This window comes from Dokdonella soli (assembly GCF_039523175.1).
In the GTDB taxonomy this organism is placed as follows: Bacteria; Pseudomonadota; Gammaproteobacteria; order Xanthomonadales; family Rhodanobacteraceae; genus Dokdonella_A; species Dokdonella_A soli.
Genome location: NZ_BAAAEU010000005.1, coordinates 72799 through 95420, shown reverse-complemented (window position 1 = coordinate 95420; position 22622 = coordinate 72799). Strand labels below are relative to the sequence as shown.

The window sequence follows — 22622 nt, the reverse complement described above, 5'->3', positions numbered from 1 at the left end:
GCTGCGGCACTTGGTTGTAATATTATAACATATCTTCCACTGTCCTCGCCAAAGCCCGAATGACTCGCATGAAGAAGACCGCCCTCGCCCTGTGCATCGCCATCGCGTTCACCCAATCCGGCGTGGCGTTCGCAGACCTGGAGGCGCCCTCGGACGCCGCCGCGCCGGCCGACGCGAACGCCCGCACCACCGATTCACGCAATGCGAAGAAGAGCACGAGCGCCGAGGATGTTGATGGCGAGTTCGGTGAACTGGGCACGGTCAGCGTGACCGCCAAGCTCGACCAGGCGCGCAACCAGCTCTCGCCCGACGTCGGCAGCAGCCAGTACATCTTCGACAAGAAGGCGATCGAGCAATTGCCGCTGGGCAACGCGACCTCGCTGAACCAGGTGTTGCTGCGCGCGCCCGGCGTGGTCAACGACTCCTTCGGCCAGCTGCACGTGCGCGGCGATCACGGCGACGTGCAGTACCGCATCAACGGCGTGATCATCCCGGAAAGCATCAGCGGTTTCGGCCAGGCGCTGGACGCGCGCATCATCGACAACCTGTCGTTCCTGACCGGCGCCCTGCCCGCCCAGTACGGCTACCGCACCGCCGGCGTCGTCGACATCACGACGAAATCCGGCGCTCCGGCCAAGGGCGCCGCCGACACCACAGGCGGCAGCGTCGGCCTGACCACCGGTTCGTTCGGCACCTGGAACCCGAGCGCGGATTTCTACGGCAGCAACGGACCATGGAGCTGGTTCCTCACCGCGAACTATCTGCAGAACGACATCGGCATCGAGAATCCGACCTCGTCGCGCGACGCGATCCACGACCACACGAACCAGTTCAAGAGCTTCGGCTATCTGTCGTACCTGCTGAACGATTCGGCGCGCCTGTCGTTCATGTTCGGCACGACCAACAACCGCTTCCAGATTCCAAACAAGCCGGGACAGCAACCCAGGTTCCAACTGGGCGACATCGCCGACTTCGATTCGCGCAATCTCGACCAGCGCCAGAAGGAGCAGACCCGCTTCGGCGTGCTCTCGCTGCAGGGAACACTCAATGAGACCAACTACCAGGTCTCGCTCGGCCAGCGCTACACCAGCGTGAACTACCGGCCCGACCCGATCGGCGACCTCATGTTCAACGGCGTCGCCGGCACCATCGACCGCAGCAATCGCGCGAACACGCTGCAGGCGGATTTCTCGACCGCGCTGAACAATGCGCACACGCTGCGCTACGGTCTCTATGTCAGCGACGAGCATCCGGTCGCGAACAATCTCTCTCGGGTCTTCCCGGCCGACGACAATGGCAACCAGACCAGCACCGCGCCGATCACGATCGTCGACAACGCGGCGCATATCACCGCGCGCACCTACGGCCTGTATGTGCAGGACGAGTGGCAGTTCAACGACAAGCTGACCGTGAACTACGGCCTGCGCGGCGACAAGGTCGACGCCTACGTCAAGGAAAGCCAGCTCAGCCCGCGCCTCGGCCTCGTCTACCAGGCCACCGACACGACCACCTTGCATGCCGGTTACGCGCGCTATTTCACGCCGCCGCCGGCCGAGCTGATCGCGGCGACCGATATCGCCCTGTTCCAGGGCACGACGAACGCGCTGCCGACAAACGTCAACGCGGAGACGCGCTCCGAGCGCTCGCACTATTTCGATGCAGGCGTCTCGCAGAAGATTGGCGATCACCTGACCCTCGGCCTCGATGCCTACTACCGCAAGGTCACCAACCTGCTCGACGAAGGCCAGTTCGGCGCCGCGCTGATCTTCTCGCCGTTCAACTACGCGCGCGGCCGGGTCCGCGGCGTCGAGTTCACCGCGAACTACGACCGCGACAATTTCTCTGCGTACTTCAACCTCGCCTCGAGCCGCGCCATGGGCAGGCAGGTCGTCACCGGCCAGTACAATTTCGACCAGCAGGAACTCGACTACATCGCGACGCACTGGGTGCATCTGGACCATGACCAGCGCCTCGCCTCGTCCGGCGGCGTCAGCTACAACTGGAACGGCACGCGCTTCGGCGCGGACTACATCTACGGCTCGGGCCTGCGTCACGAGTTCGCGAACAGCGCGCACCTGCCGCAGTACTACAGCATCAACCTCTCGGTCGACCGCAAGTTCGACCTGCCTGCACTCGGTCCGCTCGATGTCCGCCTCGCCGCGATCAACGTGACCGATCGCAGCTACAAGTTGCGCGACGGCACCGGCATCGGCGTCGGCGCGCCACAATTCGGCGCGCGGCGCGGGCTGTATCTCGGCATCCAGAAGGACTTCTGATTCGGTGACGCGCGGCGCGTTGGCTTTCTGTGCCGCGCTGCGGCACAGTAAGGCCATTGCCCATCTGCGGATCCTCCGACGAACGCGGTGTCATCGCTGATCCATACGAAGAGACTGCGCATCGCGCTGTCATTCGTCCTCGCCGCCGCGCTCGCGGCGGTTGGTGCCGTCGCCTGCCATCACGAACAGGAAACGCAGCGCGCCGCGGTCACCCCGCTGCTGCGCCCGCCGCTGACCCCGCTGTTCGACGACCTGGAACGGCGCACCTTCGATTATTTCTGGGATACGGCGATGCCGGACAGCGGCCTGATCCCGGACCGCTATCCGTACACCGAGCCGTTTTCCAGCATTGCCGCGATCGGCTTCGGACTCACCGCCTACGGCATCGGCGTCGAGCGCAAGTACATCACGCGCGAGCAGGCCATCGAGCGCACGCTGCTGACGCTGCGCACGCTGGAAGGCCTGCCGCAGGGCTCGCGCAGCGAAGGCATGGCCGGCTATCACGGCTTCTTCTACCACTTCCTCGATCTCAAGAGCGGTGCGCGCTACGCGGACTGGGTCGAACTCTCCTCGGTCGACACCGCGCTGCTGCTCGAGGGCGTATTGTTCTCGCAATCGTACTTCGACCGGAACACGCCCGAGGAAAAGGAAATCCGCCAGCTCGCCGACACCCTCTACCGGCGTGTCGAATGGCCGTGGATGCAGGTGCGTCCGCCATTGATCGCGATGGGCTGGTATCCGAAGCAGGGCTACCTTCCCTACGACTGGGAGGGCTACAACGAGGGCATGCTGGTCTACATCCTCGCACTCGGCTCGCCGACCGAAGCGATCGGCAATGACGCGTGGAGCGCATGGATGAAAACCTATCCACGCTCGTGGGGCACGTTCGAAGGACAGGAGTACCTCGGCTTCGGGCCGCAGTTCGGCCATCAGTATTCGCACGTCTGGATCGATTTCCGCGGTATCCAGGACGCGTACATGCGCGTGCACGGTTTCGACTATTTCGAGAACAGCCGCCGCGCGACCTATGCGCAGCGCGCCTACGCGATCGCGAACCCGATGGGCTGGAAACTCTATGGCCAGAACATCTGGGGCCTGACCGCCAGCGATGGCCCGCAGGGCGCAAACCTCGACTACGAGGGCGGTCTGCGCGAGTTCCGCCACTACTCGGCGCGCGGCGCCGGCCTCGCCGATGCGTTCGACGACGGCACGATCGCGCCGACCGCGGCGGCGGCCTCGCTGCCGTTCGCACCGGAGATCGTGATCCCCGCGGTCGAGGAGATGCATACCCGCTACGGCAAGGAGATCTACTCGAAATACGGCTTCCTCGATGCGTTCAATCCGAGCTTCAGCTACGACATCCCGCTGAAGACCGGCCACCTCGTGCCGGGGTTCGGCTGGGTCGCCAGCGACTACATCGGCATCGACCAGGGCCCGATCCTCGCGATGATCGAGAACTACCGCGACGATTTCGTCTGGAACGTGATGAAGAGGAACCCGTATATCCGCAAAGGCCTGGAGCGCGCCGGATTCAAGGGCGGCTGGCTCGATGAGCCGGTCGCGGCGAAGGTATCGAAAGCGGCCGCATCGCGATGAATACGTGCTTCTCACGGATCCTGCGCGCGCTCATACACGCCGGTGCGTATGCCGCGATGTCGTGCATGCTCGGCTGCGCAAAACCCGACGCCGGCATCACCGTCGTCACGTTCTGGACAATCGGCCGTGAAGGCGAAGTCGTGCAGCCGCTGCTGCGCGACTTCGAGCGCGCGCATCCGACGATCCGCGTCGATCTCCAGCAATGGCCACTGACCGCGGCGCACGAGAAGTTGCTGACCGCGTTCGCCGGCGACGCACTGCCGGATGTCGGTCAGCTCGGCAACACCTGGATTCCGGAGCTCGCGACACTTGACGCGCTCGAACCGCTGCAAGCGTATGTCGATGCGTCGACTGTCGTGCACAGCGACGACTACTTCGGCGGCATCTGGGAGACCAACGTGATCGGCGGACGCCTTTACGGTGTGCCGTGGTATGTCGACACGCGGTTGCTGTTCTATCGCACTGACCTGCTCGCCGAGGCCGGCTTCTCTGCGCCGCCGCGCGACTGGGCCGAGTGGAAGCGCCAGCTCGCTGCGATCAAGGCGAACGCAGGGCCGGACAAGTACGCGATCCTGCTTCCGCTCAACGAATTCGAGCCGCTGCTCAACCTCGCGGTGCAGGCGCCTGATCCACTGCTGCGCGACCACGACACACGCGGCAACTTCGAGAGCGCGGGTTTCCGGCGCGCGTTCGATTTCTACGTCGACATGTTCCGGCGCGACTGGGCGCCGCCGATGAGCGATACGCAGATCTCCAACGTCTGGGATGAGTTCGCGAACGGTTTTTATGCGTTCTACATCACCGGCCCCTGGAATGTCGGCGAATTCCGCCGGCGCCTGCCACCCCGGCTCGCGAACGACTGGGCCACCGCACCACTGCCCGGCCGCGATGGCCCAGGCGCAGCGATCGGTGGTGGCAGCAGCCTGGTCATGTTCCATCACTCGCCGCACAAGCAGGCAGTGTGGCAGCTGATCGAGTTCCTTTCGCAGCCGCAACAGCAGCGCCGCTTCCACCAGCTCAGCGGCGACCTGCCACCGCGCCGCAGCGCCTGGAGCGATCCCGCGCTCGCGAACGATCCGTATGCAAAGGCATTTCGCGAACAGCTCGAACGAGTGAAGCCCGCACCGAAGGTGCCGGAATGGGAGCGCATCGCGCAGGAGATGCGCCTGGCCACCGAGCGCGTCGTGCGCGGGGGAGAGCCGGTCGATCAGGCGCTGCGCGAGCTCGACGCGCGTACCGACGTGATCCTCGAGAAGCGGCGCTGGATGCTGGCGCGGCAGGCCCGGCCATGACCGAACGCCGCGCCGCCTCGCTGTTCATTGCACCCGCACTGCTGGTGATCGGCGCATTCTTCCTGGTGCCGGTGCTCGCCGCATTCGCGTTGAGCCTGACCGATTTCGATCTCTACGCGCTCGCGGATCTGCACAATCTGCGCTTCGTGGGCCTCGACAACTACATCGACATCCTGCACACGCCGCTGTTCTGGAAGTCGCTGCTCAACACCCTGTACTTCGTCGGCATCGGCGTGCCGTTGTCGATCGCGGTGTCGCTCGGCGCGGCCCTGTTGCTTGATTCGAAACTCGCGCGCTGCAAGGGACTGTTCCGCACCGCGCTGTTCGCGCCGGTCGTGACCACGGTGGTCGCGGTCGCGGTGATCTGGCGCTATCTGCTGCACACGCGTTATGGCCTGATCAACTATGGCCTGGGCAAGATCGGGATCGCGCCGATCGACTGGCTCGGCGATCCGCACTGGTCGATGCCGGCGATCATCCTGTTCGCGGTCTGGAAGAACTTCGGCTACAACATGATCATCCTGCTCGCCGCGCTGCAGGGCATTCCGGGCGATCTCTACGAGGCCGCGCGCATCGACGGCGCCACGGTCCCGCAGCAGCTGCGCCACATCACGCTGCCGATGCTGCGCCCGGCCCTGCTGCTGGTCGCTATCATCACGGTCTCCGGCTACTTCCAGTTGTTCGCCGAACCCTATGTGATGACCCAGGGCGATCCGCTGCAAAGCACGGTCAGCGTGCTGTATTTCATGTACCAGGAAGGCTTCAAGTGGTGGAGCCTCGGCCGTGCCTCGGCGATCGCGTTCCTGCTGTTCGCGCTGATCCTCGGCGTGACCACGCTGCTGCTGCGCCTCGGCCGGCGCGGCGGTGCCACATGAATCCGCGGCTCGCCAAGGCGCTCGTCAACGGGCTGCTGATCGCGGCCGCGTTCATCGCGCTGTTTCCGCTGGCATGGATGCTGTCGGTGTCGTTCATGCGACCCGGCGAGGCGAGCGCGTTTCCGCCGCCGTTGCTGCCTGCGCAGGCGACGCTGGCGAATTATCGCGAGCTGTTCGTGCGCGCCGGCATGGGCCGCTATCTGGTCAACAGCCTGCTCATTGCAGGCGCGACCACGCTGTTGTCGCTGCTGTTTAATCTCGCGGCCGGCTACGCGTTCGCAAAACTGCGTTTCGCCGGTCGCGAGCGCCTGTTCCGCAGCCTGCTCGGCGCGCTGGTGATCCCGGCCCAGGTCGCGATGATTCCGCTGTTCCTGCTGATGAAGGAGCTGCACCTGGTCAACCGCTACGGCGGCGTGGTCGTGCCCGCGCTCGCGAGCGTGTTCGGCGTCTTCCTGGTGCGCCAGTACGCACGCTCTATACCGGACGAACTGCTGGAGGCCGCGCGCATCGACGGCGCTGGCGAGCTGCGCATCTTCACGACGATCGTGCTGCCGTTGCTGAAGCCGATCGTGGTCACGCTCGCGATCTTCACCTTCCTCGCGAGCTGGAACGATTTCATGTGGCCGCTGATCGTGCTCGGCGACCAGGCTGCGCAGACCGCGCCGGTCGCGCTGGCCGGCCTGTCGCGCGAGCACGTGCAGGACAACGAGCTGATGATGGCCGGCTCGGTCGTCACGACCCTGCCGGTGCTGCTGCTGTTCCTGGTGTTGCAGCGACACTACATCCAGGGCCTGCTGCTCGGCAGCGTGAAGGGATGAGTTCGCCGGATCCCGCCGGGGCGATCGAGCCGGCGCGCAACGGCTACGGACACCAGAAGACGTCAAGCGGAGCACCCTGCAGGTCGATCGCGGCGCGGATCGGCGCATCGCGTGCATCACCCGGCGTGAGCGCGCGCTCGAGCACCGCTCGCTTGTCGGCACCACGAATCAGCAGCAGGCGACGGCGCGCCGCAGCGAGCCCGCTCGGTGTCAGGCTGATCCGCTGCGTCCACGCGCCCGCGACCGGGCAACCTGTTGCGTCGATCGCTGCGTAAGGCTCCCGCGAGACCAGCGCCGCGTCGAGGTTCGCAGCACCCGGAAACAGCGACGCGGTGTGGCCGTCGTCGCCCATGCCGAGCACGGCGACGGCGAACGTCGCGCGCGCGCTCGGGAACGGCCAGCGCGCATTGCTCGCCACCACAGCCGCATCGAGCGTCGGCGCTGATTCGCGCAGCGGCACGAAGCGCGCGGATGCCGCGCGATCCTGCAGCAAGGTGTCGCGGATCAATCGCGCATTGCTGCCTGTTGCAGCGGGATCGACATCGCGATCGTCGACCAGCGACACGACGACCTGCGCCCAATCCAGCGCCTGCCGCGCCAGCGCACCGTAGACCGGCGCCGGCGTGGTTCCTCCGGACAACAGAAGCCAGGCTTCGTCGGCCTCGGCGAGTCCAGCCTGCAGCGCATCGCGCACACCGGCGACCGCCGCCTCGATCCAGCCCGATTCGTTCGCGGCTGCGTGCCAGACCACGCGTGCGGCGCGCGCCGACGCGACAACGGAAGTGGGCGTGGACATGCCTATGTGGGGACCTTGGTGAGGGTGGTCGATCGCTGCAGAAGCGTGCGTCCACTGTCCTCGACTGCGAACGCCGCGGCACCGAGCAAGCCGGCGTACGGATGCACGATCGCCAGCGTGGGTACGCGCGCGAGGTTGGACCCGAGACGCCCCTTGTCTTCGAAACGGCGGCGGAAACCACCGCGCTCGAGCCAGGGCAGGAGCGGTGCAATCATTCCACCGGAGAGATACACGCCGTCCCACGCACCGAGCGCGAGCACGAAATCGCCGGCAACCGCGCCGAGCAGTTCGCAGAAGACCTCGGCCGCGCGCACACAGGTGGGATCCGTGCCGATATCGGCGCGTTGGGTGATTTCCTCGGAGGTCAGACTTTCCTCGAACGTGCCGTGGATCTCGCCGAGCGCCTGATGCAGATTGGCGAGGCCGCTGCCGCAGAGCAGGCGTTCGTTGGAAACCCGCCCGAAGCGCGCGCCGAGGCGGCGCAGGATCTCGACCTCCTCGTCGGTGCGTGGCGCGAATGCGGTATGGCCGCCCTCGGTTTCGAGTGCGAGCGTGCGGCCGTCACGCAGCAGCAGCGCACCGACACCGAGACCGGTACCGGGCCCGAGCACCGCGAACGTCTGCTTCGGCGAAGCGGCAACGCGCGTCGCGCCGGCGCCGCCGATCACGTGCACATCGTGGTCGCCGAGCAGCACGACGCATAGGCTCATCGCAGCGAAATCATTGACGAAATGAGCGCCTTCGAGCGCGAGTTCCGAACGCGCGCGCGCGGGCCGGATGTCCCAGGGATGATTGGTCAGACACACTTCATCCGCGCCGACCGGCCCCGCGACCGCGAACACGCCGCGCCGTGGACGCTCGCCTGACTCGCCAAGATAGGCGAGCGCGGCATCGGTGAAGGTTGCGAAATCGGCGACGCGATAGCGCCTGATGCTGTCGCCCAGCAGCGGCTGTGCCTCCGATGGGTCGGCGAGTGCGAAACGCACATTGGTGCCGCCGACATCGGCGAGCAGCACGTGTCCGATGTCGATCACGGTGGCCCACTCCTGCGGGGAGTCGCCTGCGTCAGCTGCACGCACGTGTCGCCCCCATCTCGGGCGCGCGTGCTTCCCATTGCCTGCCTGCACGGACAGGTCGCGACAACCGGAAGCTTGTGGGCTTCGAACGTGCACCGGATCGGGAAGTGCCACCGCATGTCCGCTACTCCTCCAACGCCCGACCGTTCGTCGCGACAATCCTCGAGTACAGCCGCGCGCTCGCCTTCGGTGTGCGCTCTTGCGTCGCGAAATCGACGTGGACGATACCGAAGCGCTTGGAGAACCCGAGCGACCACTCCAGATTGTCGAGCAGCGACCAGGCCATGTAGCCGCGCACGTCGCAGCCCTGATTGATCGCATCGTGCAGCGCGCGCAGATGCCGGCGCAGGTAGTCCACGCGCAGCGGATCGGCGAGCGTGTCGCCGTCGACCCGCGGCGGGTCGTAGAACGCCGAGCCGTTTTCGGTGATGACAACCTGCGGATTGCCGTAGCGGTCACGCAGCCAGACCAGGGTGTCGGTCAGACCCTGCGGGAATACCTCCCAGCCGGTCTCGCTGTAGGTCGCGTCCTGGCGCACCGCGGATGCGCGCAATGGCCAGGAGGCGGGATCGTGGCGCGTGACGCTGCGCGTGTAGTAGTTGACGCCGAGGAAGTCGATCGGCTGCCGGATCAGCGCGTAATCCTCGTCCGGCCATTCCGGCCAGGCCTCGCCGAAGATCTCGCGCAGCTCGTCGGGATAGCGGCCGAGAAAGACCGGATCGAGGTATTGGCGGTTCATGTACGCATCCGCGCGCTGCATGGCGGCGCGATCCTCGGCGCTGTCCGATGCCGCGTACTTCGGCTCCAGGTTCACCACGATACCGACTTCGTGCCGGCCTTCGGCGCGATACGCCTGCACGGCCATGCCGTGCGAACGCAGCAGATGGTGCGAGGTAATCGGCGCCTCGAAACGGTTGCGATGTCCGGGTGCGAGCGCGCCGTGCAGGTAGCCGCCGTCGCTGACGACCCAAGGTTCGTTGATCGTGGCCCACTTCTTCACGCGGCCGTCGAGCTTGCGGTAGAGCACGCTCGCGTAGTCGGCGAACCAGTTCGCGACGTCCGGATTCAGCCAGCCGCCGCGATCGTCGAGCGCGGCCGGCAGATCCCAGTGGTACAGCGTCGCCAGCGGCTCGATGCCGTTCTCCAGCAACTCATCGACGAGGCGGTCGTAGAAATCGAGACCGCGCGGGTTGACCTTGCCCTTGCCTTCCGGCAGCACGCGCGCCCAGGCAATACTGAAGCGGTACGCCTGGAGGCCCAGTTCACGCATCAGCCGCACATCGTCCTTGTAGCGGCGGTAGTGATCGCAAGCGACGTCGCCGGTATCGCCGTTGACGACCATGCCCGGCGTGCGCACGAAACGCTGCCAGATGCTCGGACCGGCGCCGTCGGCCAGCGGCGAGCCTTCGATCTGGTAGGCAGAAGTCGCACTGCCCCAGAGAAAGCCGGGGGGAAACTCGTAGGTCCGGTCCATGCATTCTCCCGGGACGGCCAAAAAAAGCCGGATCCTCCGTCCGGTTGCCGCTATGGCGGCGCAACGCCGGAAACGACTACATTGCGTCGTCCGCAGGATAGCCGAACGCCAGTCGCTCCGCGATTCGCGCGACTCGAGCGGCCTTTCACGAGGAGCATCCGCGCATGGCGAAAGTGCGTCTGGAGTCGGTGCGAAAGGTCTACGGCAACGGCCACGTCGGCGTCGCCGGCGCGAGCTTCGAGGTCGCACACGGCGAACTGCTGGTGCTGGTCGGGCCGTCCGGCTGCGGCAAGTCCACGTTGCTGCGCATGATCGCAGGCCTCGAGGCGATCACGTCCGGCACGCTCATGATCGGCGAGCGCGTCGTCAACGAGGTCTCACCGCGCGACCGCGACATCGCGATGGTGTTCCAGAACTACGCGCTGTATCCGCACATGAGCGTGGCCGCGAATCTCGCGTTCGGTCTCAAACTGCGCGGTGCGCCGCACGCCGAAATCGAACGCAGGGTCGCCGAAGCCGCGGCGATGCTCGATCTCGCGCGCCTGCTCGATCAGAAACCAGCGCAGCTTTCCGGCGGCCAGCGCCAGCGGGTCGCGCTCGGCCGCGCGCTGGTGCGCAAACCCGCGGTGTTCCTGCTCGACGAGCCGCTGTCGAACCTCGACGCGAAACTGCGCCTGTCCACGCGCGTCGAGATCACCAAGCTGCACCGCAGCCTCGACGCGACGATGATCTATGTCACCCACGATCAGATCGAGGCCATGACGCTTGGTCAGCGCATCGTGGTGATGAAGGATGGCGAGATCCAGCAGATTGACACGCCGATGCGACTGTACGAACGACCGGCCAACCTGTTCGTCGCCGGTTTCATCGGCAGCCCGGCGATGAATGTGTTTCGAGGCCGCGTGATCGCGGCGGATGGCGCGAAACTCGACCTCGGCAACGTACGCCTGCCGCTCGCGCGGGCCGGCGAAGGGAGCTTCGGCGCGCGCGACGTCGGCGGCGAACTGGTCGTCGGCCTGCGTCCAGAGGATTTCGCGATCGTCGACGGCACCGTCGCCGCGGCTGGCACGGCGACGATCCGCGCCCGCCTCGAACTCGTCGAACCGGTCGGCAACGAGATCTTTCTCAACCTGCGCTTCGGCGAGCACACGCTGGTCGCGCGCGTGCCGCCGCAGGAGGTCCCGGCGCTCGGCACGGAACTGACGCTGGCCTTCCGGCCAGCGCGCATGCATCTGTTCGATGCGCAAACTGAAAAACGCATCAATGTGCACACATAGCGCACCTGGATCGCGGTTCGCTGGTGCCGGATCCGGCGGCGAGTAGACTGAGCACAACTTCCGCATCGAGGGGATCGCCATGGCGTTCGTCGAATGGGAAATGCACGGCACGGAACTGGGCAACTGCAATTGCAACTGGGGTTGCCCCTGCCAGTTCAACTCGCTGCCCGACAAAGGTCACTGCCGCGCGCACGCGTTCATCCAGATCGATCGCGGCCACTTCGGCGCGATGAAACTCGACGGCCTGCGCTGGGGCATTCTCGCCGCGTGGCCGGGCGCCGTGCATCAGGGCAACGGCACGTTCATGACCGTCATCGACGAACGCGCCGACGACGCCCAGCGCGCAGCCATCGAGGCCATTTCTCACGGCAAGGAAACCGAGCCGGGCAGCCTGATCTGGCAGGTGTTCAGCACCACGGTGACGCGGTTTCTGCCAACTCAGTTCAAACCGATCGATCTCGCGATCGACGTTGATGCGCGCAGCGCGCGGGTGCGCGTGCCCGGATTGCTCGAAGCCAGCGTCGAGCCGATCAGGAACCCGGTCACCGGCGACGCCCAGCAGGCACGCCTGACCCTTCCGAACGGCTTCGAGTTTACCGAGGCCGAATTCGCCAGCGGCAGAGCCCGTTCCGATGCGCCGATCGAACTGGCGTTCGACGGTTCGCATGCACATCTCGCGCGCATCCACTGGAGCACACGCGGTGTGCTGAGGTGATCATTCCGTCGTGAGCGGCGCGGTGTCCGCCTTCGGGACATCCATGACGCGCGACCGGCTTTGGGTCGGGCTTGGACTGGTCGCCGCGGTGCTGCTGTGCTGGGCATGGCTGGTGCCCGCGGCGCTCGATATGCAGGGCGATATGCGCGGTCTGGCGGCGTGGATGATGACCACCCGCTGGGATCTGCGTTATGGCCTGCTGATATTCGGCATGTGGACGGTGATGATGATCGGCATGATGCTGCCCTCGGCGATACCGGCCATCCTGCTCTACGCCGGCATCGCGCGCAGCGACACGCGCCTGCCGGCGCCCGTGCGCCGCACCGGTGTTTTCGTCAGCGGATACCTGCTGGCCTGGTGCGTTTTCAGCCTGTTCGCCACGCTGCTGCAATGGCGTCTGGCGGTCGCTGCCGCGATGACGCCGATGATGCGCCTGCACAGCGCGGCGATGGGCGCCGCGTTGCTGCTGGTCGCTGGCCTGTACCAGTGGACACCGCTCAAGCGCCGCTGCCTCGATCGCTGCCGCTCGCCGGCCGCGTACATCGCCGCAAACTGGCGCCCCGGATGGCGCGGCGCGCTGCGGCTGGGCTGGCGCCACGGCCTGTATTGCCTGGGCTGCTGCTGGGCGCTGATGCTGCTGCTGTTCGTCGGCGGCGTGATGAACCTTGCGTGGATCGCAGCGCTCACGCTCGCCGTGCTGCTGGAAAAACTCGCGCCGTTCGGTATGCGCGGCGGTCGCCTGGGTGGCACACTGCTGATCCTCGTCGCCTGCGGGATCGCTTGGCGCAGTTTGTGAACGCGCTGCAAGCGCGTGGCTGAAAAAGCCGTCTGGTGCGCGGCTCCGGCTGTGCCGAAATCCTGTTCAAGCGCTCGCAACGCACTCGCGCTTTCGCCAGCGATCGCTTCAAGCATTCCGGCACACGCGCCGGTACTCAGGATGCCGGCGACTTCCGATCCGCTGCCTCGCGGCAATTCGCGCAGACGCCGTGCATCTCGAGTGTCTGCGCGCGCGGGCGAAAACCGCGCTCACGCGCCTGTTCGTTGAGCAGTTTGGAGACGCGCTCGTCACAGACCTCGACCGCGTTCGCACAGACGTCGCAGATCAGGAACGGAACCTGGTGCACCTCGTTCGGATGATGGCAGCCGACGAACGCGTTGATCGATTCGAGTTTGTGGATGAAGCGGTTCTCGAGCAGGAAATCGAGCGCGCGATAAACCGTCGGCGGCGCGGCGCCGCTGTGTTCGTCCTTGAGCCGGTCGAGCAGATCGTAGGCCTTTACCGGCTTGGATTCCGCCGCGATCAGTTCGAGCACGCGCAGGCGCAGCGGGGTCAGGCGCAGACCACGCAATTCGCAGGCGCTCGCGACCGCGTCGACGAACGCACCCGCGTCGTGACCATGGTCGTGATGGCTGTGGCGATGGGCGGCGGTCTGCGACATGGCTGGTGATGGCGATCGATGCGGCTGCAACGCATCTTAGCGCGGCGAACCGGTTTGCGTATCAAGGAGTTGGGGCCTCATCGGACGCGATCAAGCGCGCTCAAGCACTACCAGCCACGCCCACTGTCGTTGCGCTTCAGCCGAGCGCGCTCGGACATCAGCGCGGCCGCGCGCAGATTGACCCCGCAGTGGCGACACGCTTTCGCGTTCGGCACGTTCGGCCGCCCGCATTCCGGGCATTCCGGATGCCCCGACTTCGACAATGCAATGACCAGCCAGCCGATCGGTCCCAGCGCCGCCCCCCACAGCAGGCCGGCGAGCCAGCGCCCCTTCGCGACGCCGATTACCGCACCGACCACCGCACAGCCCAGGGTGATGAGCAGTGCCCATTTCCAGAGCAGCGGATCGAGCAACGTGCTGGTACACGCATGCAGCAGCGCCTGCACCGCGTCCGGATCGCTCTGATCCAGATTCGCCAACGCACTGAAGCTGCATTCGAGCGTCATCGTGGACTTCATCCAACGCGCGCGAGCGCGGCCTCGATGCGTCGCAATGCCTCATCGCGTCCGGCGAGGAACACGGTGTGGTCGATCGACGGTGAAACCTGGGTGCCGGTCAGCGCCACTCGCAGCGGCTGCGCGACCTTGCCCATGCCCTCGCCGATCGATGCCGCAGCGGCCTCGATCGCGGCGTGGATGCCCTCGACCTTCCACTCCGCCAGCCCGGCGAATTGCGCGTGTGCGGCTTCCAGCGCGGCACGCGCGGTCGACGTCTTCAGGTGCTTGGCGACCGCCTGTTCGTCATAGTGTTCGAGCGGCGTGTACCAGACCCTCGCCTTCTCTGCCATTTCCTTCAGCGTCTTCGCGCGGTCGCGCAGCGCAACGATCACGTCGACCGGATCGGGGCCGCTCGCCGGATCGATGCCGGCCGCGCGCAACTGCCATTCGAAATGCGGCGCGATCTCGAGCGGATCATCGCTCTTCAGGTATTGCTGGTTCAGCCACGAGAGTTTCTCGAGATCGAAGCGCGAGGCGGACTTGTTCACATCGGCTGCATCGAACAACTCGACCATCTGCTCGACCGAGAAGATCTCCTGGTCGCCGTGCGACCAGCCGAGCCGGACCAGATAGTTCAGCAGCGCATGCGGCAGGAAGCCGTCGTCGCGATACTGCATCACACTGACCGCGCCGTGACGCTTGCTGAGCTTCTGGCCGTCCGGGCCGAGGATCATCGGCAGGTGCGCAAAGCTCGGCACGTCGGCGCCGAGCGCGTGGTAGATGTTGACCTGGCGCGGCGTATTGTTGACGTGGTCGTCGCCGCGGATCACGTCGGTGATCTTCATGTCGATGTCGTCGACGACGACCGCGAAGTTGTAGGTCGGGAAACCGTCGGAACGGATCAGCACGAGGTCGTCGAGTTCCTCGTTGCTCCACTCGATGCGGCCCTTGACCTTGTCGTCGAACACCACGCTGCCGGCGCTCGGGTTCTTGAAACGCAGCACGCGGTTCGGATCGTCGCGCAGCGGCTCGTTCTTCTCACGATAGAAGCCGTTGTAACGGGGCTTCATGCCTGCGGCCATCGCCGCGTTGCGCATGGCCTCGATTTCTTCCTTGCTCTCGTAGGCGTAGTACGCCTTGCCGGCCTTGAGCAGATCCTCGGCGACCTGGCGGTAGCGATCCATGCGCAGGGTCTGGTAGTACGGCCCCTCGTCGTGGCTCAGGCCGAGCCAGTTCATGCCGTCGAGGATCGCCTGCACCGCTTCCTGGGTCGAGCGTTCGCGATCGGTGTCCTCGATGCGCAGGATGAATTCGCCGCCGCGGTGCCGTGCCTCCAGCCAGCAGTACAGCGCGGTGCGCGCACCGCCGATGTGCAGGTAGCCGGTGGGACTCGGGGCGAAGCGGGTGCGGACGGTCATCGGTTGCAAAGGGCCGGAAATGCGGGGCGCAAGTTTACCGGACTGGCGGCAAGTGGTGAGCACGTCACACCTGCATTCGACAAGCGGTCAGTCGGCGCACATTCGGAATGACGCCTACGTTACACTCCTTCCAGGCGGCTCTCCGCGGGGCTTCGCTAGAGCGCATGAACGTTCCCAACAATCGCGTTTCGCGGGCCCTGCTCGCCGGATTCGCTGCCTTGGCCCTGCAGCAGTGGCCAGTCAGCTATCAACTCGACTTGTTTGGCGTTCACGCGGCGGCATCGCTGGTGCATCTGCATACCGGGCTTCTACTGGCGCTGGCAATGGCGTGCCCGGACCGCATCTATCTGCGCAGCGCATTCGTCTTCTCGGGGGCTGGCTGGTTGTGGCGCGCATGGACGTTCGACTACGGACCGGCAAGTCTGCTCGCGGCACCGTTTTTTCTCTTCGTGATGTACGGCTGGACCGTCTGGTGCGCCGGTCTCATGGGCTGGCCGCGCCCGGTTTCGCAGCAGAGTGTCGGCCGCGGCGACGTGGCTCGATTCGCCCTGTTCGGCCTGTTGCTGTATCCGCTCGGCTGGGCGTGCGCCGGCTATCTGGTCTCGCAGGCCGACTTGGATACTTACGCCGCTCTCAATGACGGGGTTCAGACCCTGTTCGCCAAACACTTCGGTGTATCGGTGGTCACCTTGCCGTTGCTGGTGCTGATGACCGAGCGCGCTCAGGACCTCAGACGCTTCCGGGATTTCTATGGAGTCGTCAGCGCGGTGCTGCTGGTCGGTCTGTGCATCAATTTGCTTGCCACGTTCGACCTGGACCGCGCGGGCGCCAGCAAGGATTTGCTCGCAGCGATACTCGACCAGCGCTTCGCGCTCGTGGCCATCCTGACGGGTTGCGTGCTGCAGTTTCGGTCCCGCGTGGTCATGGCGATCCTGATGTCGACGCAGTTGCTGCTGTTGTTCTCGCTGGCGCAATCCACGCCACGCATGGGCGAGGCGATCGGGGTCCTGGGGCTGGTCAAAGTCGCATTCGAGCTGTGCGTATTGCAATTGCTCATGGTGGTGCTGGTGGTCATGAAGCGCGACCGCGACCGTCTCCTCGATCACTTGCGTGAAGAATCGCAGCACGAAGCGATCACCGGGTTGCGCAACTTGAATGGTCTGTGCGCCGAGCTTGGCAGCGCAACATCGCCACCGACGGAAATTGCCTACCTGACGCTCGCGAACCTCGATCGTCTGGCCGGTGGCTTCGGCCTGCGCGCACAGGAATCACTGATGCAAGGCGTCACCCAGCATCTTTCCGATTGCGTCGACAGCTACCACATGGGAACAGGTCAATTCGCACTGCTGGCGCGCAATTGCACCGCTCCCGTGCAGTGGGATGTCGTGCTGCAACGCGTGGAACGCTACGACTTCCACTGCGCAGGTGAGAACCTGAGGCTCACACCGTATCTTGGCGTAGCAGCCCTCAAAGGTACGCTGCCCGAACAGATCGATGCAGCGCTGGATGCCGCCTCGACGGCGGCGCAGGATGCGACATTGCGCGGCGAGACCCATCCGGTTTTCGCACGGCCCGCTCTGCTGGTGGATACAAGCTCCGCCAATCGCGATGCCATGGCCGTTGCATCGCTGGCATTGGCGCATTTGCGCGCACGCGAGATCCACTTGTTCTTCCACCCCATCAGGAGAATCGGAGAAGCGCAGGACCAACCCATATGCTATGGCGAGATCCTGTGTCGGCTCGGCCGCGCTGACGGAAAATTGCTCATGCCGGGCACCTTCATTCACGAACTCGAAGCGCGCGGCCGCTCGGTGGAACTCGACCTGGCCGTGATCGATTATCTGTTCGGCTGGCTGCGCGCGCACTCCAGCGACCTGGAGGAGCTGCCGCGCCTGGGCATCAATCTGACTGGGCGCAGCATTATCTCGGACAGTTTCCGTGAAACCTTGCTCGGCTTGATCGATGCGGCGCCGCTTGCCCCCGCGTCGCTGAGTTTCGAAGTCACCGAAACCGAAGTGATAGAGCGCTTCAGTGACGCGCGGCGCCTGATCGGCGATCTGCGCGACCGCGGCTGCCACATCGCACTCGACGATTTTGGCGTTGGCACTCAGAGTTTCGAACGTCTGCGCGAACTGCCCTTCGACATCGTCAAGATCGATGGGTCGTTCGTACGTGGCGTTGCCACCCGCTCGCGTGACTACGAACTGGTTCGCGCGTCCGTGGCGGTGGCGCGCGCCTACGGCGCACAGACGGTGGCGGAGTATGTGGAGAACGGCGAAATCGCGAAATGCATGCAGGAGCTCGCTGTGGATTGGGGCCAGGGCGACTATTTCGGCACACCGATGCCTATCGATGTCTTGCTGAAAACGAAGGGCGAATTCGCTTCCGCCAGCAGCGCCGCTCACCGAACGTGATGGTCCTCGGTGCGCTGCGTAACGGACGTCGCACATTTACATGCGATCATTGAGGGCCCCCGAGATCCGGCGATACGATCATGCCCCTTGCCTTGCGCATTTCCGTCTGCCTTTCGATCCTGTTGGTTGGCGCCTGCGCATCGACCCCGCCCCACCCGCGTGTCGCTGACGGCACGCACGCGCGGCTCGCGATCCTCGAATCGACCGACATCCACTCGAACATCCTCAGCTTCGACTACTACCGCGTCGCCGCGGACCCGTCGCTTGGCTTCGAACGCATGGCGACCTTGGTCAGGCAAGCGCGCACGGAGTTCCCGAACACCCTGCTGTTCGACGCCGGCGACACGATCCAGGGCACCGCACTGGCCGACTACCAGGCGCTGGTGAAGCCGGTCGGCTGCGGCGAGGAACTCGCGATGTACCGCGTGATGGACGCGCTCGGCTATGACGGCGGCACGATCGGCAACCATGAATTCAACTACGGGCTGCCTTATCTCGCCCAGGTCACCGGCCGGCCGATGAATGCCGAAGGCGTGGCCTCGAAGCCTTGCGCGGGGCCGCACTATCCGCTGGTGCTGTCGAACGTGTTCAGCGCCCGCGACAACCAGCCGATCTATCCGCCCTACGCCGTGCTCGACCGCACGCTCAAGCTGCGCGACGCGAACGGGCGCGAAACCGAGGCGCCGATCCGCATCGGCATCATCGGCTTCACGCCGCCGCTGATCATGGACTGGGACAAGCGCAATCTCGAAGGCAAGGTCACCACCAAGGGGCTGGTCGAAGCCGCGCGCGAATACCTGCCGAAGCTGCGCGCGCAGAGCGTCGACCTCGTCATCGCGATCTCGCATGGCGGACTCGACGTCTCACCGTACGGCAGCACGATGGAGAACGCGAACTGGTACCTGTCGCAGGAACCCGGCATCGATGCGCTGCTGCTCGGCCATTCGCATGTGCCCTTCCCCGATCCGGGCAATGCGAAATCGCGTTTCGCGAACCTGCCCGACGTCGACAACCAGCGCGGCTTCGTGCACGGCAAACCGACCGTGATGGACAACTTCTGGGGCAAGAGCCTCGGCGTGATCGACCTCGCCCTGGTCCGCCGCGACGGCCGTTGGCAGATCGATCCTGCGGCGACGCACTCGGAGGTTCGCGACATCAGGAAGCCGGATGGCAGCTTCGTCGCGCCCGACCCGCAGATCGCCCAGCTCGTGCAGCAGACGCATGAGGCGACGATCGCCTACGTCTCGCAGCCGATCGGCGACAGCGATTTTGCGATGACAACGTACTTCGCCGACGTCGGCGACGTGACCGCACTGCAGCCGGTCAATGCCGCGCAGCACGACTATGCGAAACGCTATATCGAAGAGAACCTGCCGCAGTACAAGGACGTGCCGCTGCTGTCGGCGGCGGCGCCGTTCAAGGGCGGTTTCGGCGGCGCGAACGACTACACCGACATCCCGGCCGGGCCACTCGCGATCCGCCACGCGGCCGACCTCTACCTGTATCCGAACACGCTGACCGCGGTGAAGATCGACGGTGCGATCCTGAAGCGCTGGCTGGAACGTGCGGCCGAACGCTTCAATCGCATCGACCCCGCGAAGGCCGAAGCGCAGGAACTGATCAACCGCAAATTTTCCGGTTACAACTTCGACGTGATCCAGAATGGTCTGACCTACGCGATCGACGTGACGCAGCCCGCTGGCTCGCGCATCCGCGAGCTGCGCTACCGCGGCAAGCCCGTCGATCCGGCGCAGCCGTTCATCGTCGTCACGAATAACTACCGCGCCAGCGGTGGCGGTCATTTCCCCGGGCTCGACGGCAGCAACATCGTGCTGTCCGCGCCGGACGCGAATCGCGACGTGCTGATCGAATGGGTGAAACAGCACCGACACCTGACGCGCGCCGAGGACGGCGCGAACCGCAACTGGCGGTTTGTCCCCGTCACAATGGCCGGACCGGTGATCTTCACCTCGGCCGCGGGCAAGCTCGACCTCGCCCGTCGCGCCGGCCTCGGCAAGGTGCGCCAGCTCATGGACAACGGCGACGGCAGCGCGATCTACGCGGTCGACTTCCCGACTCCTTGACGGCGGACGGCAGCGCACGCCGCCCCGGGTGTTGCCGGCCGCTGGTGCGTCCCGATGTGCGGCTGATGTAGAGTCGCCGCTTCCGCCGCGCCGAGGAGTCCTCCATGTCCCGTCTGCTGCGCCTGCTGCCGCTTTGCGTCCTACTCGCGGCGTGTTCGACCGCGACACCGCCGAAACCCGCCACTCAGAAAAGCGCGACCGCCGTGGCTACCGCGCCGACGGCAGACACCCGATTCGCCGATCTCTCGGCGCGCTGGCTCGACGGCTCCATGCGCGCGAGTCCGATCAGCGCGACGCAGATCGGCGATCATCGCTTCGACGCTGAACTCGATGACCTCAGTGCCGAGGGACGCAAGCGCGACCTCGATTTCTCGCGCGGCATGCTGGCTGAACTCGACCAGCTCGACCGCACACGGCTGTCACGCGAAAACCAGGTCGACTACAGCATCCTGCACAACCAGCTGCGTTCCGATATCTGGGCCAGCGAGACCCTGCAAGGGTGGGCCTGGGATCCGCAGATCTACAGCCAGCTGGCGGGTGGCGCGCTCTACAACCTGATGGCACGCGACTTCGCGCCCATGCCGGACCGCCTGCGCTCGGCGACCGCGCGCATGGAGAAGCTGCCCGTGCTGTTCGCGCAGATGCGTGCGAACCTCGATCCGGCCCGCGTGCCGAAGATCCATGCCGACACCGTATCCAAGCAGAACAAGGGCGTGCTCAGCCTCGTCGATGGCCTGATCGTTCCGCACGCCGGCGAACTGCCGGAAGCCGACCGGAAGAGGCTCGAGAACGCGATTGCCGGCCTGCGCAAGGCCGTCGACGAGAACCAGACCTGGATCGACCGGCAACTGGTTCCGAACGCGAAGGGCGACTTCCGCATCGGCGCCGCGCTCTACGACGCCAAGCTGGCGTTCGCGCTGAACTCTCCGCTCGGACGGCAGGACATCCGTCAGCGCGCCGAAGCCGCGCTCGCCAGCACGCGTACCGAGATGTACGCGATCGCGCGCAAGGTTCTGGCCGGCAAGCCGAAGGCGCCGCCGCTGCCGGAGCATCCGAGCGAAGCACAGCAACAGAAGGCGATCCAGGCGGCCCTGGAACTGGCCTATGCCGATCGCCCGGCGCGGGACGAGGTCGTTTCGACCGCGGAAACCGCGCTGGCGAAGGCGACCGCCTTCGTGCGCGCGAAGAACTTCGTCAGCCTGCCGGATGCGCCGGTCAAGATCATCCCGATGCCGGAGTTCCAGCGCGGCGTCGCGCTTGCCTATTGCGATTCGCCCGGACCGCTCGACAAGGGACTCGACACGTTCTATGCGGTGTCGCCGATTCCGGGCGACTGGACGCGCAAGCAGGTCGATTCTTTCCTGCGCGAGTACAACACGCGGTCGATCGAGGAACTGACGATCCACGAGGCCATGCCGGGCCACTACCTGCAGCTCTGGCATTCCAACAAGTATCCCTCGGTGCTGCGCGCGGTGCTCTCCTCCGGCTCGTTCGTCGAAGGCTGGGCCGTGTATGGCGAGAAACTGATGGTGGATGAAGGCTATCTGGACAGCGACCCGCTGTACCATCTCGTGCACCTCAAGTGGGATCTGCGCGCGATCGCGAACGCGATACTCGATCAGGCGATCCACGTCGACGGCATGACACGTGAGCAGGCGATGCAGCTGATGACCGTCAAGACCTTCCAGCAGGAGCGCGAGGCCGCCGGCAAGTGGGTGCGCGCGCAACTGACGTCGGCTCAGCTCCCGACCTATTTCGTCGGCTGGCAGGAGCACTTGGACCTGCGCCGCGAAGCGGAAAAGCGCTGGGCCGACAAATTCGACCTCAAGCGCTACCACGATACCGTGCTGTCGTTCGGCTCACCGCCGGTGCGCTACGCACGCGAGCTGATGTTCGATGAGGCGATCGACTGAAGGCCGCTCCGAGGGCGTCCCGGCCTTCGCCGGGACGCTGGTATAAAGCGTTTTCAGGCGCTGGATCCCGTGTCACCGGCCATCCATGGCCTGCACGGGATGAGTTCATCCTGAACTCACTTGACGTGGATCGTGATCTTCTTCGACACGATCGGCGGGTCGAACTGCAGGTGCTTCGCATCGGCGAAGTCGAGCTGCAGCGTATGCGTGCCGGGCTCGAGGTGGATCGTGTCCTCGGTCTGGCCCTTGCCGTAGTGCTTGTGCGTCGCGTCGTTCGGGATCGGCGCATCGAGCGGTGGAAGTTCCTTGGCGTCGATCAGCAGGTGATGGTGGCCGCTGCCCGGTTTCGCGTCGCTGCTCGGTGCGACCGCGATGCCCTCCACGCCGAACTTGACCGGCACATCCTGCCCGACCGTCGCGCCGTTCTTCGGCGCGATGAAGAAGACCCGGGCGTGATGCGGCGCCTTCTCGCACATCGCCATCCCCGCCGGCGCCGCGGCGGGATGAGCCGCCGCATGCTCTTCCTCCTGCGCAGCAGGCGGCGCCGCCTGCTGCGCGGCCGCGGCCAGGCCGCTGCCCAGCACGAGCGCGGCGGCAAACATCGAAATCGGGCGCATGATCGTTCCTCCGTTCGCGATGAAGGCCGAATCATAGCGCCGGCC

Annotated in this window: 17 protein-coding genes and 1 pseudogene; 11 read left to right on the top strand and 7 right to left on the bottom strand. The window is 65.6% G+C overall.

Translation table 11 applies throughout. From position 1 onward, the window contains the following. Positions 1 to 95 precede the first annotated feature (95 nt). From ABD002_RS05475 to ABD002_RS05455, 5 genes and pseudogenes are all read left to right on the top strand, one after another. On the top strand, positions 96 to 2276 hold the full coding sequence (locus ABD002_RS05475; RefSeq protein WP_379989347.1) for a TonB-dependent receptor: 2181 nt from the start codon (positions 96 to 98) through the stop codon (positions 2274 to 2276). Between the two features lie 87 nt (positions 2277 to 2363). Next, positions 2364 to 3869 (top strand): annotated as a pseudogene (locus ABD002_RS05470) (glucoamylase family protein); the annotation flags it as partial. Next, positions 3869 to 5164, top strand: coding sequence for a sugar ABC transporter substrate-binding protein (locus ABD002_RS05465; protein WP_343787984.1), 1296 nt, complete (start codon positions 3869 to 3871; stop codon positions 5162 to 5164). The pseudogene ABD002_RS05470 and the gene ABD002_RS05465, both read left to right, overlap by 1 nt. Then, the gene (locus ABD002_RS05460; protein WP_343787982.1) at positions 5161 to 6039 is read left to right on the top strand and encodes a carbohydrate ABC transporter permease; all 879 of its coding nucleotides are present in this window, start codon (positions 5161 to 5163) and stop codon (positions 6037 to 6039) included. Before ABD002_RS05465 ends, ABD002_RS05460 begins: the two co-directional genes overlap by 4 nt. Continuing rightward, the gene (locus ABD002_RS05455) at positions 6036 to 6857 is read left to right on the top strand and encodes a carbohydrate ABC transporter permease (protein ID WP_343787980.1); all 822 of its coding nucleotides are present in this window, start codon (positions 6036 to 6038) and stop codon (positions 6855 to 6857) included. Before ABD002_RS05460 ends, ABD002_RS05455 begins: the two co-directional genes overlap by 4 nt. A 43-nt stretch (positions 6858 to 6900) precedes the next feature. Here the strand turns inward: ABD002_RS05455 and pgl are convergent, their stop codons facing one another. From pgl to ABD002_RS05440, 3 genes are all read right to left on the bottom strand, one after another. After that, positions 6901 to 7653: a 6-phosphogluconolactonase gene (pgl, locus tag ABD002_RS05450; RefSeq protein ID WP_343787978.1), complete on the bottom strand. Its 753-nt coding sequence runs from the start codon at positions 7651 to 7653 to the stop codon at positions 6901 to 6903. A gap of 2 nt (positions 7654 to 7655) precedes the next feature. Continuing rightward, positions 7656 to 8687, bottom strand: coding sequence for a glucokinase (glk, locus tag ABD002_RS05445; RefSeq protein WP_343787976.1), 1032 nt, complete (start codon positions 8685 to 8687; stop codon positions 7656 to 7658). A gap of 166 nt (positions 8688 to 8853) precedes the next feature. After that, the gene (locus ABD002_RS05440) at positions 8854 to 10203 is read right to left on the bottom strand and encodes a GH1 family beta-glucosidase (RefSeq protein WP_343787974.1); all 1350 of its coding nucleotides are present in this window, start codon (positions 10201 to 10203) and stop codon (positions 8854 to 8856) included. A 164-nt stretch (positions 10204 to 10367) separates the two neighbouring features. Here ABD002_RS05440 and ABD002_RS05435 point away from each other — a divergent pair, with 164 nt between their 5' ends. The 3 genes from ABD002_RS05435 to ABD002_RS05425 all read left to right on the top strand — a co-directional run bounded on the left by ABD002_RS05435 (position 10368) and on the right by ABD002_RS05425 (position 12991). Beyond that, positions 10368 to 11480 carry an ABC transporter ATP-binding protein gene (locus tag ABD002_RS05435; RefSeq protein WP_343787972.1) on the top strand — a complete coding sequence of 371 codons (1113 nt, stop codon included), beginning with the start codon at positions 10368 to 10370 and terminating at the stop codon, positions 11478 to 11480. A gap of 79 nt (positions 11481 to 11559) precedes the next feature. Further along, positions 11560 to 12195 carry a DUF1326 domain-containing protein gene (locus ABD002_RS05430; RefSeq protein ID WP_343787970.1) on the top strand — a complete coding sequence of 212 codons (636 nt, stop codon included), beginning with the start codon at positions 11560 to 11562 and terminating at the stop codon, positions 12193 to 12195. A 43-nt stretch (positions 12196 to 12238) separates the two neighbouring features. Continuing rightward, the gene (locus tag ABD002_RS05425) at positions 12239 to 12991 is read left to right on the top strand and encodes a DUF2182 domain-containing protein (protein WP_343787968.1); all 753 of its coding nucleotides are present in this window, start codon (positions 12239 to 12241) and stop codon (positions 12989 to 12991) included. Positions 12992 to 13127: 136 nt separating this feature from the next. Here ABD002_RS05425 and ABD002_RS05420 read toward each other — a convergent pair whose 3' ends face one another. The 3 genes from ABD002_RS05420 to gltX all read right to left on the bottom strand — a co-directional run bounded on the left by ABD002_RS05420 (position 13128) and on the right by gltX (position 15549). Next, the gene (locus ABD002_RS05420) at positions 13128 to 13634 is read right to left on the bottom strand and encodes a transcriptional repressor (RefSeq protein WP_343787966.1); all 507 of its coding nucleotides are present in this window, start codon (positions 13632 to 13634) and stop codon (positions 13128 to 13130) included. A gap of 107 nt (positions 13635 to 13741) precedes the next feature. Then, positions 13742 to 14152 carry a zinc ribbon domain-containing protein gene (locus tag ABD002_RS05415; RefSeq protein WP_343787964.1) on the bottom strand — a complete coding sequence of 137 codons (411 nt, stop codon included), beginning with the start codon at positions 14150 to 14152 and terminating at the stop codon, positions 13742 to 13744. Beyond that, the gene (gene gltX, locus ABD002_RS05410) at positions 14149 to 15549 is read right to left on the bottom strand and encodes a glutamate--tRNA ligase (RefSeq protein ID WP_343787962.1); all 1401 of its coding nucleotides are present in this window, start codon (positions 15547 to 15549) and stop codon (positions 14149 to 14151) included. Before gltX ends, ABD002_RS05415 begins: the two co-directional genes overlap by 4 nt. A 218-nt stretch (positions 15550 to 15767) precedes the next feature. Here gltX and ABD002_RS05405 point away from each other — a divergent pair, with 218 nt between their 5' ends. The 3 genes from ABD002_RS05405 to ABD002_RS05395 all read left to right on the top strand — a co-directional run bounded on the left by ABD002_RS05405 (position 15768) and on the right by ABD002_RS05395 (position 21960). After that, positions 15768 to 17963 (top strand): EAL domain-containing protein, encoded by a 2196-nt coding sequence (locus tag ABD002_RS05405; protein WP_343787960.1) that lies wholly within the window; start codon positions 15768 to 15770, stop codon positions 17961 to 17963. Positions 17964 to 18043: 80 nt separating this feature from the next. Continuing rightward, positions 18044 to 20047, top strand: coding sequence for a bifunctional 2',3'-cyclic-nucleotide 2'-phosphodiesterase/3'-nucleotidase (locus ABD002_RS05400; protein ID WP_343787958.1), 2004 nt, complete (start codon positions 18044 to 18046; stop codon positions 20045 to 20047). Between the two features lie 104 nt (positions 20048 to 20151). Beyond that, entirely contained in the window at positions 20152 to 21960 is a 1809-nt protein-coding gene (locus tag ABD002_RS05395; protein WP_343787956.1) for a DUF885 domain-containing protein, read from the top strand. A 116-nt stretch (positions 21961 to 22076) separates the two neighbouring features. On the opposite strand, the gene ABD002_RS05390 is transcribed toward ABD002_RS05395, so the two are convergent. After that, positions 22077 to 22577, bottom strand: coding sequence for a DUF4399 domain-containing protein (locus ABD002_RS05390; RefSeq protein ID WP_343787954.1), 501 nt, complete (start codon positions 22575 to 22577; stop codon positions 22077 to 22079). Positions 22578 to 22622 lie beyond the last annotated feature (45 nt).